This window comes from Flexivirga meconopsidis (assembly GCF_026162425.1).
Classification (GTDB): domain Bacteria; phylum Actinomycetota; class Actinomycetes; order Actinomycetales; family Dermatophilaceae; genus Flexivirga; species Flexivirga meconopsidis.
Window position 1 is genome coordinate 110,014 of the sequence record NZ_JAOBQJ010000003.1, and the last position, 13,539, is coordinate 123,552.

Genomic DNA, 13,539 nt, shown 5'->3' on the forward strand with positions numbered 1-13,539 from the left:
CAGACGAGTGTCAAGATGTGCAAGTGCCGAACGTCCCCTGCCCGTCCGCTGGATCTGGCGTCGGCACCTGCCGACCTACGATGGGGTCACGAGCCCGGGAGGGAGGTCCGATGCCGCAGCTGCCGCAGCCGGATGCCGCAGGTCCGACGCGCCGCGCCGCGGTCGCAGCGGGTGCGGCCTCGGTGGTGGGCCTCCTCGCCGCGTGCAGCGGCGGGAGCGGCGGGTCGGCTGGCGCATCGAGCCGGTCCGGCGCCAGCTCCTCGGGCACGGTCCCCCAGACGGCGGTGACCGACGTCGCAACCGGCCTGCGGGCGCCGTGGTCGGTTGTGTGGGCCGGTGCGGCCCCGCTGCTAAGCCAGCGCGACGACGCGCGCATCCTGCAACTCGACGGTGACCGCACGCGTGAGGTGGCGACCGTGCCCGGTGTCGGACACGGCGGGGAGGGCGGCCTGCTCGGTATGGCGGTGCGCGACGACCGCCTCACGGTCTACTACACCGGCACCGATGACGCCAATCACGTTGTCAGCTATGCGATTTCGAAGTCCGGTTCGCAGGTCCGGCTGGGTGATCGCAAGGTCGTGCTGGAGCGGCTGCCGGCGGCGGGCATTCATAACGGCGGCCGCATCGCGTTCGGCCCGGACGGCATGCTCTACGTCGCGGTCGGCGACACATCGGACCAACAGGCAGCGCAGGACCGGACCAAACCGGCCGGGAAGATCCTGCGGGTCACCCCCACCGGTCAGGTGCCGCCGGACAACCCGTTCCCCGGCAGTCCGGTGTGGTCGCTCGGCCACCGCAACGTGCAAGGTATGGCGTGGGCTGCGGACCGCACGATGTTCGCGGCGGAGTTCGGCGCCAACGCCTGGGACGAGCTCAACGTCATCCGGCGCGGCGCCAACTACGGCTGGCCCGTGCACGAGGGCAGGGCGTCGGATCCGCCATACGTCGACCCCGTGCAGCAGTGGCCGACCTCGCAGGCGAGCCCGAGCGGCATTGCGATCACCGGCGGGACGATCTACATCGCCTGCCTCGGCGGGCGGCGGCTGCGCGCGGTGCCGGTCGCCTCGCCCGGCACCGGGCGGGAGTATTTCGTCGGCCGCTACGGCCGGTTGCGCGACGTCGCGGTCGCGCCCGACGGTGCGCTGTGGGTGCTGACCAACAACACCGACGGCCGCGGCGCGCCGAACCCCGGTGACGACCGGATCCTGCGCGTCGAGCCGTCGGCGCTGCGCTGATGCGTTACTTGGTGGCAGTGACCTTCCGCAGCCCCTGCCGCATCTCCTGCGCGCGCAGCCGCGCCGCATCGCTGTCGCTGTCGTTGTCGAGCTCCTGGGAGGCGCGCTCGGCGGCGACCCGCTCGCGGTAGGTCTCGATCTCGCGCCGCTTGGTCTCCTCGTCCCAGCCCAGCACGTCGGCCATGATGTCGGCCGTCTCGGCTGCGGCGTCGACACCGCGATGCTTGGTCTCGATCGACATCCGGGTGCGGCGCGCGAGCACATCCGACAGGTGCAGCGCCCCCTCGTGCGTCACGGCGTACTTGAGCTCGACGCGCAGGTAGTTCTCGGCCGACTTCACCGGCTCCAGCAACGACGGGTCGTCGGCCGCGAGCGCCAGCACCTCGTCCAGCTTGGACCCGTAACGGCCCAGCAAGTGCTCGATGCGCCACTCGGGAAGCCCTGTCTCTGCTGACAATTCATGTGTCAGGTTGACCATCGCCGCGTAGCCGTCAGCGCCGACGAGCGGCACGTGCTCGGTCACCGACTCCTTGATCTCACCGAGGTCCTTCCCGGCGACGTCGATGGCGTCCTGCGCCATCACCCGGTAGGTGGTGTATTTCCCGCCCGCGATGGAGACGAGGCCGGGCTGGGGTCGGGCGACCGCGTGCTCGCGGGACAGCTGGCTGGTGTCCTCGCTCTCCCCCGCCAGCAGCGGACGCAGACCCGCGTAGACCCCGAGGATGTCGTCCTTGGTGATCGGGGTCGCGAGCACCGAATTCGCGTGTTCCAGCAGGTATTCGATGTCCTGGGCCGTAGCGGCGGGGTGCGCCAGGTCGTGGGTCCAATCGGTGTCGGTGGTGCCGATCAGCCACTGCTGACCCCACGGGATCACGAACAACACCGACTTCTCGGTGCGCAGGATCAGGCCGACCTCGCCGGCGATCCGGTCGCGCGGGACCAGGATGTGCACGCCCTTGGACGCGCGCACCCGGAAGCGGCCACGGCCGCCACTCATCTTCTGCACGTCGTCGGTCCACACGCCCGTCGCGTTGATGACGACTTTGGCTCGTACTGTTGCGGTTTCGCCGGTTTCGACGTCGCGCACCACCGCACCGACGACCCGGTCGGCCTCCTTGAGGATCTCCACGACCTCGGTGGAGTTGCGCACCACGGCGCCGTAGTGCGCCGCCGTGCGAGCGACGGTGAGGGTGTGTCGAGCGTCGTCGGCCTGCGCGTCGTAGTAGCGGACCGCACCGACCAGGGCATCGGACTTCAAACCAGGGAAGAGCTTGAGGGCGCCGCCGCGTGTCAGGTGCTTCTGACGGGGCACCGACCGGGCGCCACCCATCTGGTCGTACATTGCCAAACCCGTTGCGACATAAGGGCGTTCCCAACCGCGGTGGGACAGCGGGTAGAGGAACGACACCGGGTGCACCAGGTGCGGTGCGATGGTGGTGAGCATCAGCTCGCGCTCCTTGAGGGCCTCGGCGACCAGGCCGAAGTTCATCTGCTCCAGGTAGCGCAGGCCGCCGTGGAAGAGCTTGCTACTGCGTGACGACGTGCCACTGGCGAAGTCTCGCGCCTCGACGAGCGCGGTCCGCAAGCCACGGGTAGCCGCGTCGAGCGCGGCGCCGGCACCGGTCACGCCGCCGCCGATCACCAGCACGTCGAATTCGCGTTCCTGCAACTCTTCCCAGGACTGGGCACGTTCCTTGGGTCCGAGTTGTGCGGTGAACGGCTGCATGACCATGACTGGGCTCCCTCGAAATCCGTTACGACATCTGTCAGCTTAAGCGCGTCCGTCGCCGTGGCTCGCGGCGGCCGCAAGGTTGCCGACCTGCTGCGGAACGGATGCGAGATGGGCCACACTGAGCGGGTTCCTGGCGGACCGGGGGAGCGCCTCGCCGTCCGCCTGCGCTTCGAGCGGAAGGCTTTTCGATGACCCTGTGGGGCATTTTCTTCAGTGAGGTGATCGGCACCGCGATCCTGATCATCCTCGGTGTCGGTGTGGTCGCGAACGCCGTGTTCCCGAAGAACAACGGCTACGAGGGCGGCAACCTGATGATCAACTTCGGGTGGGGCATCGGCGTGCTCGCCGGTGTCTACGCCGCCTACAAATCGGGCGGACACCTGAATCCTGCTGTGACGCTTGGTATTTGGGCTTCGGGTGCGAAGGAATTCGTGCCCGGCATCGCGGTCGACCTGAGCTCCATCGCGGTCTATCTGTGCGCCGAGATGATCGGTGCGTTCATCGGTGCCGTGATCGCGTGGGCGGCATACAAGAAGCAGTTCGACGAGCGCGGAGATGCGCCCAGCCTGGTCTTCTCGACCGGCCCGCTGATCCCCAACGTCGCCTGGAACCTGGTCACCGAGATCATCGGCACTTTCATCCTGGTCTTCGGTGCGCTGAGCTTCGGAGCCTGGGACGGTGGCAAGGGCACGATTCTGGAAGCCGTTCCGGTGGCCTTGCTCGTGGTCGGCATCGGTGCCAGCCTCGGCGGCCCCACCGGATATGCGATCAACCCCGCGCGTGACCTCGGCCCACGCATCGCGCATGCGGTGCTGCCGATCCCGAACAAGGACTCCAGCAACTGGGGTTACGCGTGGATCCCGGTCGTCGGCCCGATCGTCGGCGGCATCCTCGGAGGTCTGATCTTCCACTGGTACAGCAGCTGAGCGACGTCAATCGTCATACGACAGAATAGAATTGAGCGAAGGAAGCGAATATGAGCAAGTACATCGCATCGGTCGACCAGGGCACGACGAGCACCCGTTGCATCATCTTCGACCAGGACGGTGCCATCAAGGCCGTCGCCCAGATGGAGCACGAGCAGATCTTCCCCAAGGCGGGCTGGGTCGAGCACAACCCGCAGGAGATCTGGGACAACACTCGCAAGGTGTGCGCCGAGGCGCTGGCGCAGTTGGACCTGTCTGCCTCCGACATCGCCGCGGTCGGCATCACCAACCAGCGTGAGACGACGCTGGTCTGGGACAAGAACACCGGCAAGGCGGTCTACAACGCAATCGTCTGGCAGGACACCCGCACCGACAAGATCTGCCAGGAACTGGCCGGCAGCGAGGGGCCGGACCGGTTCAAGGCCAAGACCGGCCTGCCGCTCGCGACCTATTTCGCCGGACCGAAGGCGCGCTGGGTCCTGGACAACGTCGAGGGTGCACGCGAGAAGGCCGAAGCCGGCGACCTGCTCTTCGGCACCATGGACACCTGGGTGCTGTGGAACATGACCGGCGGCGTCAACGGTGGCGTGCACGCGACCGACGTCACCAACGCCTCCCGCACGCTGATGATGGATCTGGAGACCCTCGACTGGGACGACGACATCGTCGCCGAGATGGGCCTGCCGAAGTCGATGCTGCCCAAGATCGTGTCCTCCTCGGAGGTCTACGGCAAGGTGCGCGAGCGCGGTGTGCTCGCCGGAGTCGACATCGCCGGGATCCTCGGCGACCAGCAGGCGGCGACGTTCGGGCAGGTCTGCTTCGAGCCGGGTATGGCGAAGAACACCTACGGCACCGGCAACTTCGTGCTGCTGAACACCGGTGAGGAGAAGGTGCTGTCCAAGAACGGTCTGCTCACCACCGTCTGCTACCGCATCGGCGATGCCAAGCCGGTCTACGCGCTCGAGGGCTCCATCGCGGTCACCGGGTCACTCGTGCAGTGGCTGCGGGACAACCTGCAGATCATCAAGGCCGCGCCGGAGGTCGAGGACCTCGCCAAGTCGGTCGAGGACAACGGCGACGTCTACGTGGTGCCGGCGTTCTCCGGGCTGTTCGCGCCGCACTGGCGCAGTGACGCCCGCGGCGCGGTCGTCGGGCTCACCCGCTTCGCGAACAAGGGACACATCGCCCGGGCCGCGCTGGAGGCCGTTGCCTTCCAGAGCAAGGAGGTCGTCGACGCGATGAACGCCGACTCCGGCGTCGACCTGACCGAGCTCAAGGTGGACGGCGGCATGGTCGGCAACGACACGCTGATGCAGTTCCAGGCCGACCTGCTCGACGTGCCGGTGATCCGGCCGAAGATCACCGAGACAACGGCGCTCGGCGCGGCATACGCGGCGGGCCTGGCGGTCGGCTTCTGGAAGGACGAGGCGGAGCTGACCAAGCAGTGGGCCGAGGACAAGCGGTGGGAGCCGCAGATGAGTGAGCAGGACCGCACGCGGCTGATGGCCAAGTGGAGCAAAGCCGTGCAGCGCACGCTCGACTGGGTCGACGCGGAGTAGCTAGCCGCCGTAGCCGGCGAACACCACGTCGCCCGACAGCGACACGGTGTATGACGTGCCCGGGAACGTCCAGCCGGCGCCCGACTGCACCCAGCCCTGCCCGGGCAGGGCCGCCGCCCAGTAGTCGGCGATCGAGCTCGGGGCCGACAGGATCCGGTAGCGCGGGCCGGAGCCGTTGATGACCAGCCACTTTGTGCCGGCCGGCATCGGGATGCTGTAGGTCGCGCCGCTGCCGTCCTCGAGGGTTGCGAAGAGCGGCACCGGGCCGTCGTAGGTGACATCCGGCGCGAGGCCCGACGCCTGCGGCAGATCACTCGACATCAGCGGCGGCGCCGCGGCGCGTGGCGCCAGCTGAATCGAGCGGTCCGGGGTGGAGCCGGCAGCCGACGGGCTGACCGGCTCGGAGGACGGCGAGGGCTCCGCACTGGATGTGGTCGGTGACGGCGCGCTCTGCGTCGTCGTTGGCGTCGCCCGGTCGGGCGATGGCGCGGTCGTGGTGCTGCCCTGCGGCTGCTGCGGGCCGGGTTGGGCGGTGCGCTGCGTGCCTTGCGTGGGCTGCGTCATACCCGTCGAGCCGGAGGCGGTGGGTGCCGACGTCGGTGCCGTGACGCTGCTGCTCTGGGTGACGGTGCGCGCCGCGTCGACCACCCGGCCGTTGTCGTCCGGCTGGATGGTCAGGGCGAGCACGCCGGCCGCCGCTGCTGCGGCGGCGAGCAGCCCGGCACCGGCCAGGACTCCCCGCCGCGGCCCGCGGCGGGCCGCGGTCGTGGCGAGCTGCCGCTCGAAGTCCGACTCCCGGTCCCGGTCGAGGGATTCGGGGGTGACTTGCGACGCCTTGGCCTCGAATGCCTCGCGCAGGCGGCGCTCCAAGTCGTCGTGCGCAGTCATTGGTCGCCTCCCTGCATGATCGTGGTGAGGGCCGCCATGGCCCGGCTTGCCTGTGACTTCACTGTTCCCTTGCTGATGCCGAGCGCGGCGGCGATCTCTGCCTCGGACATGTCCGACCAGTAGCGCAGCACGAGCACCTCACGCTGCCGTTGCGGCAGTTGGCCGACCGCCCGCAGCACCTCCTGGTGCTCCTCGGCCAGCAGGACATCGCTGTCCGCGGCCGGCGCGATGTCCGGCTCGGCGACCTTCAGGTGCTCGCGGACGGTGCGTCGACGACGCAGCATCGAGCGAGCCTGGTTGACGACCGCCTGGCGCAGGTAACCGACCGCGGCACCGGAGTCGCGCAGCGACGCCTGGTTGCGGTGCATGCCGAGAAAGGCCTCCTGGACGACGTCCTCCGCGCTCGCGGTGTCGTCGACCAGCAGCCGGGCCAGGCGCACCATCTGCAGGTGATGGGTGCGGTAGAGCTCGGCGAGATCGACCGGCGCGTCTGCGCTCATCGCCCGGTGCGTCCGGATGCGAACGCGGTCACCGAACCGCTCCTCCCAAGTAGCACGCGCCTGGCCGTAGGTCGCCCCGAGCGAGTCGCTGACCACAGTCATCGCGGGTGACCTCCTCGACGATATCCAGTGCCATCCGTGACCGGCCACACCGGTGTTGCGCAGCGCCGGCCGGTGCCCGCTGCGTTGGGTGTTGCGAATGTGGTCACCCTGGGAGGACGTATGGCGGGTCCCGAGGTTGCATGCTTCGGGTGTCGAAGTGCTCACTCCACTCGTATGACGGCGCTCGCGCGCCCGCGGGAGGCCCGCACCAGGGCGGCGTTGCGTTCGTCGGTGCCGAGCGCCCGGTCGGTGGCCTCGGACCGGGACCGGCCGTAGTGCTCGTGCCGCGCGATCAGCCGCTGCCGGCGCAACTCGTCGGGGGCTTCGACATACCAGGCGAGGTCGAGCAGCGGGCGTACGCCGTCCCACGGCGGGCCGTCGAGGAGCAGGTAGTTGCCCTCGGTGATCACCACCTGCACCTGTGGCCCGACCTCGATGGCACCGGCGATCGCCTGCTCCAGCGAGCGGTCGAACTCCGGCGCCCACACCGTGCCCGGTTCGCCGCGCAGCCGACGAAGCAGGGCGACGTACCCGGCGGCGTCGAAGGTGTGCGGCGCACCCTTGACCGAGCCCCAGCCGCGCGCGTCGAGCACCTCCTGCGCCAGGTGGAAGCCGTCCATCGGCACCACGACGGTGCGTAGGCCGCAGGCTTCGGCGGCCTCGGCGAGCCGCGCCGCGAGCGTCGACTTGCCGGCCGCGGGAGCGCCGGTGAGGCCGGCCAGCACTCGGGTCCGGCGACGCAGTGCCGCACGCAGCGCGTCCACTGCCTCGTCCACGGTGAGCAGCGCAGGTGTGCCGGCGGTCATGACCGGTGACTCTGCGGCACGGGCGGTGGCGGCGCAAGTGCTACCGTTTTTTAGTTGGTGCCGATCGGCACCGCAGCTGTGACAGGGGAAGCCGGTGTGAGTCCGGCGCTGTCGCGCAGCCGTGAGCGACCTCGTCGCGAGCCGGAATACCTGAGCAGCTGAGTTGAGCGAGAACGACTGTCGCGGGTTGCAGTCTCAGGCGCACCGTCGCATGAGGGCCCGTGTCCCCGAAAGGACCCCATGCCCGCCCCATCCCGTCTGCTGCGTTCGGCCACCGCCGTCGCACTCGCCGGCTGCGCGACCACCCTTGCGTATGTCGGCAGCGCCGCTCCGGCGCAGGCCGCCGGCTACAACGGCTACTGCAAGGACGCCTCCGGCGTCACGGTGGTGGTCGACTTCGGCGCGATCGGCAAGGGGATCGCGATCCGCTGCGCGCCCGGGGTCGGCGGGGGCGCGACCGACCTGGACGCGGTGCAGGCGGCCGGCATCCCGATCCAGTGGATGCAGCGACAGCCCGGATTCCTTTGTCGGCTTTACGGCGAGCCGGCCGCCTCGCGCACCTTGCCCGGCGGTGGCCACGAGGGTTGCGTCAGGCCGGGCAACACATTCTGGAGCGTCTGGCAGGCAGCCAACGGTGGCAAGTGGGCGTTCGCGAGTGCAGGCGTGAGCGAACAGACCGTGACGGCAGGCGGTTTCGTCGGGTTCCGGTTCTCCTCGACAGCGACGTCGGCGCCCGCACCGGGCGTCGCGCCGAAACGCCCGGGCGCCGCGTCTCCGGCGCCCAAGCCGAGCAGCACCGCGAAGCCCGCTCCGAAGACGACCGCGCCCGGCGCCACCCGCCCGGCTGCCACCAACCCGCCGGCGGGCAGCCCCGATGGGTCGAAAACCACTGCGCCGCAGGCTGGTTCGAGCGGCAAGGGGTCCGCGGCCCGGTCGGCGGCAGGGTCGGCCGGCGCGGCCGCCGGGAAGTCGTCAGCCGCGCCCGGCTCGGCAGGCGCGAGCGCGACCGGCTCCGCCTCGTCGGGCGCGCGACCGTCAGCTTCGTCATCCGCGTCCGCGAAGTCGTCGTCATCCGCGTCGCCGTCCTCGTCGTCGAGCGCCGCGGCCGGTGCGAGCGCCACAGGGTCCGACGGCGCCGTCGCGGCCGGCGGTCCGGCGATCGGCGACAGCGACAAGATGATCGACGACGCCAAGAAGGACAAGTCCTCGGGGCTCAACGCCACGACGCTCATCGGCGGTGGTGTGCTCGCCGCGCTCGCAGTCGGCGGCGCTGCGGTGGCGATCGTCCGGCGCCGCACCTCCGGGTGAGGCGACTGCCGCGCTCGGTCCACCCGGTCGCCTGGTGGATCTGGGCGCTCGGCCTCGCGGTAGCGGCGGCCTGCACGACCAACCCGATCCTGCTGTTGTTGCTGATCGGAGTCTCCTGCTTCGTTGTGCTGCTGCGCCGCGGCGATGCGCCGTGGTCGCGGTCGCTGCGGGTCTATCTCGCGCTGGGTGCCGCGATCGTCGCCATACGCATGCTGTTTCGGGTGCTCCTCGGCGGCCCGGGCGGTGGCACCGTCCTGATCGACCTGCCGTCGATCCCGTTGCCTTCCTTCGCTGCCGGCATCCACTTGCTGGGGCCGATCTATTCCTCGTCGCTCCTCGACGGGTTGTATGACGGTTTGCACCTCGCCGCCATGGTGGTCTGCCTGGGCGCGGCCAACTCGCTCGCCAACCCCAAGCGGTTGCTGAAGTCGGTGCCGATGGGGCTCTACGACATCGGCACCGTTGTGGTTGTTGCGGTTTCGGTCTTCCCGCAGCTGGCGGAGAGCCTCGGCCGGGTGCGTCGCGCGCAGCGGCTGCGGCACGACGCCGCGACCAGCCGGCGGCACCTGGTGCGGATGACCATCGTGCCTGTGCTGGCGGACGCCCTGGACCGCTCGCTGGCGCTCGCGGCGGCAATGGACTCGCGCGGCTACGGACGGCACGGAAGTGCGTCGTCCCGACGCCGGTTGCTGACCGGCGCGATGACGATCGTCGGACTGATCGGCGTCTGCGTCGGCGCCTACGGGCTCTTCGACGAGCGAGCGCCGGAAACGCGTCGATGGCCGGTGTTCATCGCGGGGCTCGTGCTGGGTGTCGCCGGTGTCGTGGTGTCGTCGATCGGGCGGCGGGTCACCCGCTATCGGCCGGATCCGTTTGACCTGAGTGCAATTGGCGTCGCGGCCGGCGGCGCCTTGTCGGCGGCTCTGATGGTGTGGGCCACCGACGTCGCGCCCGCCGACCTGCACCCGGACACGCTGCCCGCGACGTGGCCGGTCTTTGGCGTGCTCCCGCTGGTGGCCGCGTGTGCCGGCCTGCTGGCCGTGGTCGCGTCACCCGCGCCCGTTCTGTCGCGGACCAGGGAGGCAACCGCATGATCGACCTGCAGCGCCTAGGGGTGCGTTACGCCGACGATGGTCCGGCCACCCTGGCGGACGTCGACCTGCACATCGAGGAGGGCGAGCTCGCTCTGCTGGTCGGCGGCACCGGCGTCGGGAAGTCGACGCTGCTGGGCACGATCAACGGGCTGGTGCCGCACTTCACCGGCGGTCGGCTGTCCGGCCGGGTCACCGTCGGCGGCTACGACACCCGCACCCACCCGCCACGGGAGATGGCCGATGTCGTCGGCCGCGTCGGCCAGGACCCGCTCGCCGGCTTCGTCACCGACACTGTCGAGGACGAAATCGCTTACGGCATGGAGCAACTCGCCGTCCCACCGGCGACCATGCGCAAGCGGGTCGAAGAGGTCCTCGACCTGCTCGGCATTGCCGAGCTGCGAGCGCGTCCGCTCGCAGCGTTGTCCGGCGGGCAGCAGCAGCGCGTCGCGATCGCCGCAGCCCTGGCGTCAGCCCCATCGGTGCTGGTGCTCGACGAGCCGACTTCCGCGCTCGACCCGGGTGCTGCCGAGGACGTGCTGGCGGCGATCACCCGTCTCGTCCACGACCTCGGCACCACGGTGGTGATGGCCGAGCACCGGCTGGAACGCGCTGTGCAGTATGCCGATTCGGTCATCGTGCTGCCCGGGGGTGGCGCGGTGCGCGCGGGAGACCCCGCCACGATGATGATCGACTCGCCAGTCGCGCCCCCCGTCATACAGCTGGGGAGGCTGGCCGGCTGGGCCCCGCTGCCGCTGTCGGTGCGGGACGCCCGCCGGGCGGCGCGGCCGCTCCGGGACTCGCTCACCGCGCCGACGACGACCCGGCGTGCGCCGGGCGACGTCGTGCTGCAGGCTCGCGGCGTCACCGTGCGGTATGGCGACCGGGTCGCCGTACGCCAGGTCGACGTCGACCTGCACGCCGGCAGCGTGACCGCACTCATGGGGCGCAACGGCTCGGGCAAGTCGTCGCTGCAGTGGGCATTGCAGGGCAGCGGGCCGCGCGCCGCCGGATCGGTGCGGGTGGACGGCATCGAGACGGCGTCGCAGCGGGGCCTGGTCGGTCTGGTGCCGCAGACCGCGTCGGACCTGCTCTATTTGGAAAGTGTCGATGCCGAGTGTGCGGCCGCCGGGCCGCAGGCCCGCGACATACTCGACGCGCTCGCACCGGGCATCGACGGCGCACAGCACCCGCGTGACCTGTCCGAGGGGCAGCGGCTGGCACTGGTGCTGGCCGTGCAGCTCAGTGCCGGGCCGCGGGTGGTGCTGCTGGACGAGCCCACCCGCGGGCTCGACTATCGTGCCAAGGCCGCGCTCGTGGAGCAGCTGGATTCCCTTGCCGCACAAGGGCACGCGGTGCTGGTCGCGACGCACGACGTGGAGTTCGTGGCGCAGGCCGCCGATCGGGTCGTGGTGCTGGCCGAGGGTGAGGTGATCGCCGACGGCCCGACCGCCGAGGTGATCGCCAGCTCGCCGATCTTCGCGCCGCAGGTGGCCAAAATCCTTGCCCCGCAACCTTTCCTGACCGTCGACCAGGTGGCCCGGGCAATGCCGGACAGTGTTGCCCGATGAGCGCCACCACCCGCAACCGCCCGCCCGACCGGGACCTGGTCACCCGGCTCGGCGGCAGCGCGGTGCCGCTCGGCCCCCGGTCGGTCGTCGCTCTGGTGCTCGCCTCGATCGCCGGACTGGCGATGTTCGCCTGGCCGCTGCTGGCGCATCCGGCGACCGGCGGGCAGGCGCACGCCGGGGACGCTCCGTTGGTCTTCGCGATCGCGCTGCCGATCCTTGTCGTCATCGTGCTCGCCCAATTTGCCGACGGCGGAATGGATTCCAAGGCCCTGGCGATGCTGGGGGTGTTGTCCGCCGTCGATGCGGTGCTGCGCCCTGTCGGTGCCGGCACCGCCGGCATCGAGACGGTGTTCTTCCTGCTGATCCTCGCCGGGCGGGCGTTCGGTCCCGGATTCGGGTTCGTGCTCGGCTGCACGTCGATGTTCACCTCCGCGCTGCTGACCGCCGGGGTCGGACCGTGGCTGCCGTTCCAGATGATCTGCTCGGCATGGATCGGCTGCGGCGCCGGCCTGCTGCCGCGCCGGGTGCGCGGCGTGCGGGAGATCGTCATGCTCATCGGGTACGGCGTCGTGGCGGCCTACCTCTTCGGCGCCCTGATGAACCTCTACTTCTGGCCCTTCGTCGCCGGCACCGATCTCGCCGAGCACGCCAACCTCGCCTACGTGCCGGGCGCGTCGCTCTGGACCAACCTGCACCGTTTCGGCGTCTACACGCTGGTCACCTCGACCGGCGGCTGGGACACCGGCCGCGCGATCACCAACGCGGTCGCGCTCGCGGTGCTCGGCCGTCCGGTGCTGTCGGTCCTTCGCCGGGCCGCCCGCCGCGCCTCCTTCGACCCGCTCCGCAGCGCCGACTGACCACCCCCCCCCGCCGAGAGGCTCACTTATCACCGAGAGGCTCACTTATCCGGCGGCGAACGTGGCCGAATAAGTGAGCCTGCGGACGATAAGTGAGCCTGTCGGCGGCTACATCTCCTCGTGGGTGTCGGGGTCGCCGCCGAAGAGCCGGCCGTCGGACTTGCCGAGTGCGGTGATCGCGGCGACCTCGTCGTCGGTCAGCTCGAAGCCGAAGACGTCCAGGTTGGCGCGCTGCCGCTCGGGCGTGGCCGACTTTGGCAGCGGCAGCGAACCGAGCTGGTGGTGCCAGCGCAGGATGACCTGGCCCGGGGTGACACCGTGCGCGGCGGCCGCTTCGGCGACCGGTGGCTCGTCGAACGGCGCCTGTCGCTTGCCCATCGGGCTCCATGCCTCGGTGCGAATCCCCAAGTCGTCATTGACTTTTCGCATCTCCACCTGCGGGAAGTAGGGGTGCATTTCGATCTGGTTGACCGCCGGGATCACGCCGGTCGCGTCGATGACCTGCCGCAGGTGCGCGCCGGTGAAGTTGGAGACGCCGATGGTCTTGACCAGCCCCTCCTCACGCGCGGCGACGAGCGCCTTCCACGCCTCGACGAACTTGCCGACGCTCGGGTTCGGCCAGTGGATGAGGTGGATGTCGAGGTAGTCGAGCTGCAGTCGTTCCAGCGAGCCGCGGATCGAGGCGAGGGCATCGTCATACCCGTGATCGCGGCCGGGGATCTTGGACTGCACCTGCACCTGCTCGCGCGGTAGACCGGAGCGCCGGATCGCCTCGCCGACCTCGCGTTCGTTGTCGTAATTGACTGCGGTGTCGAGCAATCGGTAGCCGGCTCCAAGAGCGCTGGTGATCGCGCCGATGCCGTCGTCGCCCTTCAGCGGGTAGGTGCCGAAGCCGATCGCGGGGAGTGTGCTGCCGTCATTGAGGGTGTATGTCGGGATGCTCACCCGATCAACGCTACCTGGG

General features: G+C 70.1%; 12 protein-coding genes and 1 riboswitch. Of the genes, 7 read left to right on the plus strand and 5 right to left on the minus strand.

Features of this window, described 5'->3' with window-relative positions; all coding sequences use genetic code 11:
• Positions 1–110: 110 nt before the first annotated feature.
• Positions 111–1,235, plus strand: a complete 1,125-nt coding sequence (locus tag N2M23_RS10275; protein ID WP_265445300.1) for a PQQ-dependent sugar dehydrogenase — start codon at positions 111–113, stop codon at positions 1,233–1,235.
• A 4-nt stretch (positions 1,236–1,239) separates the two neighbouring features.
• Here the strand turns inward: N2M23_RS10275 and N2M23_RS10280 are convergent, their stop codons facing one another.
• Positions 1,240–2,967 carry a glycerol-3-phosphate dehydrogenase/oxidase gene (locus N2M23_RS10280; protein WP_265445302.1) on the minus strand — a complete coding sequence of 576 codons (1,728 nt, stop codon included), beginning with the start codon at positions 2,965–2,967 and terminating at the stop codon, positions 1,240–1,242.
• Between the two features lie 188 nt (positions 2,968–3,155).
• Here N2M23_RS10280 and N2M23_RS10285 point away from each other — a divergent pair, with 188 nt between their 5' ends.
• Together N2M23_RS10285 and glpK are read left to right on the plus strand one after the other, a co-directional pair.
• Positions 3,156–3,893 carry an MIP/aquaporin family protein gene (locus N2M23_RS10285; RefSeq protein ID WP_265445304.1) on the plus strand — a complete coding sequence of 246 codons (738 nt, stop codon included), beginning with the start codon at positions 3,156–3,158 and terminating at the stop codon, positions 3,891–3,893.
• 50 nt (positions 3,894–3,943) lie between these two features.
• Complete coding sequence (gene glpK / locus N2M23_RS10290) at positions 3,944–5,452, plus strand: glycerol kinase GlpK (RefSeq protein ID WP_265445305.1); 1,509 nt, start codon at positions 3,944–3,946, stop codon at positions 5,450–5,452.
• On the opposite strand, the gene N2M23_RS10295 is transcribed toward glpK, so the two are convergent.
• The 3 genes from N2M23_RS10295 to N2M23_RS10305 form a co-directional block, all read right to left on the minus strand.
• A complete protein-coding gene (locus N2M23_RS10295; RefSeq protein WP_265445306.1) occupies positions 5,453–6,340 on the minus strand; it encodes a hypothetical protein in 888 nt (295 codons plus the stop codon).
• Positions 6,337–6,942, minus strand: coding sequence for an RNA polymerase sigma factor (locus N2M23_RS10300; protein WP_265445307.1), 606 nt, complete (start codon positions 6,940–6,942; stop codon positions 6,337–6,339). Before N2M23_RS10300 ends, N2M23_RS10295 begins: the two co-directional genes overlap by 4 nt.
• Positions 6,943–7,103: 161 nt before the next feature.
• Positions 7,104–7,748 (minus strand): nucleoside/nucleotide kinase family protein, encoded by a 645-nt coding sequence (locus N2M23_RS10305; protein WP_265445309.1) that lies wholly within the window; start codon positions 7,746–7,748, stop codon positions 7,104–7,106.
• A 44-nt stretch (positions 7,749–7,792) separates the two neighbouring features.
• A riboswitch (cobalamin riboswitch) is annotated at positions 7,793–7,915 on the plus strand.
• A gap of 73 nt (positions 7,916–7,988) precedes the next feature.
• On the opposite strand from N2M23_RS10305, the gene N2M23_RS10310 reads away from it, so the two are divergent.
• The 4 genes from N2M23_RS10310 to N2M23_RS10325 are packed head-to-tail and all read left to right on the plus strand — an operon-like array spanning position 7,989 to position 12,575.
• A complete protein-coding gene (locus tag N2M23_RS10310; protein WP_265445310.1) occupies positions 7,989–9,056 on the plus strand; it encodes a hypothetical protein in 1,068 nt (355 codons plus the stop codon).
• Complete coding sequence (locus N2M23_RS10315) at positions 9,053–10,150, plus strand: energy-coupling factor transporter transmembrane component T family protein (RefSeq protein WP_265445311.1); 1,098 nt, start codon at positions 9,053–9,055, stop codon at positions 10,148–10,150. Before N2M23_RS10310 ends, N2M23_RS10315 begins: the two co-directional genes overlap by 4 nt.
• Positions 10,147–11,718, plus strand: coding sequence for an ABC transporter ATP-binding protein (locus N2M23_RS10320; protein ID WP_265445312.1), 1,572 nt, complete (start codon positions 10,147–10,149; stop codon positions 11,716–11,718). The genes N2M23_RS10315 and N2M23_RS10320 overlap by 4 nt, the downstream gene beginning before the upstream one ends.
• Entirely contained in the window at positions 11,715–12,575 is an 861-nt protein-coding gene (locus N2M23_RS10325) for an ECF transporter S component (RefSeq protein WP_265445313.1), read from the plus strand. Before N2M23_RS10320 ends, N2M23_RS10325 begins: the two co-directional genes overlap by 4 nt.
• A 108-nt stretch (positions 12,576–12,683) precedes the next feature.
• Here N2M23_RS10325 and N2M23_RS10330 read toward each other — a convergent pair whose 3' ends face one another.
• Positions 12,684–13,520: an aldo/keto reductase gene (locus tag N2M23_RS10330; RefSeq protein ID WP_265445314.1), complete on the minus strand. Its 837-nt coding sequence runs from the start codon at positions 13,518–13,520 to the stop codon at positions 12,684–12,686.
• Positions 13,521–13,539: the final 19 nt, after the last annotated feature.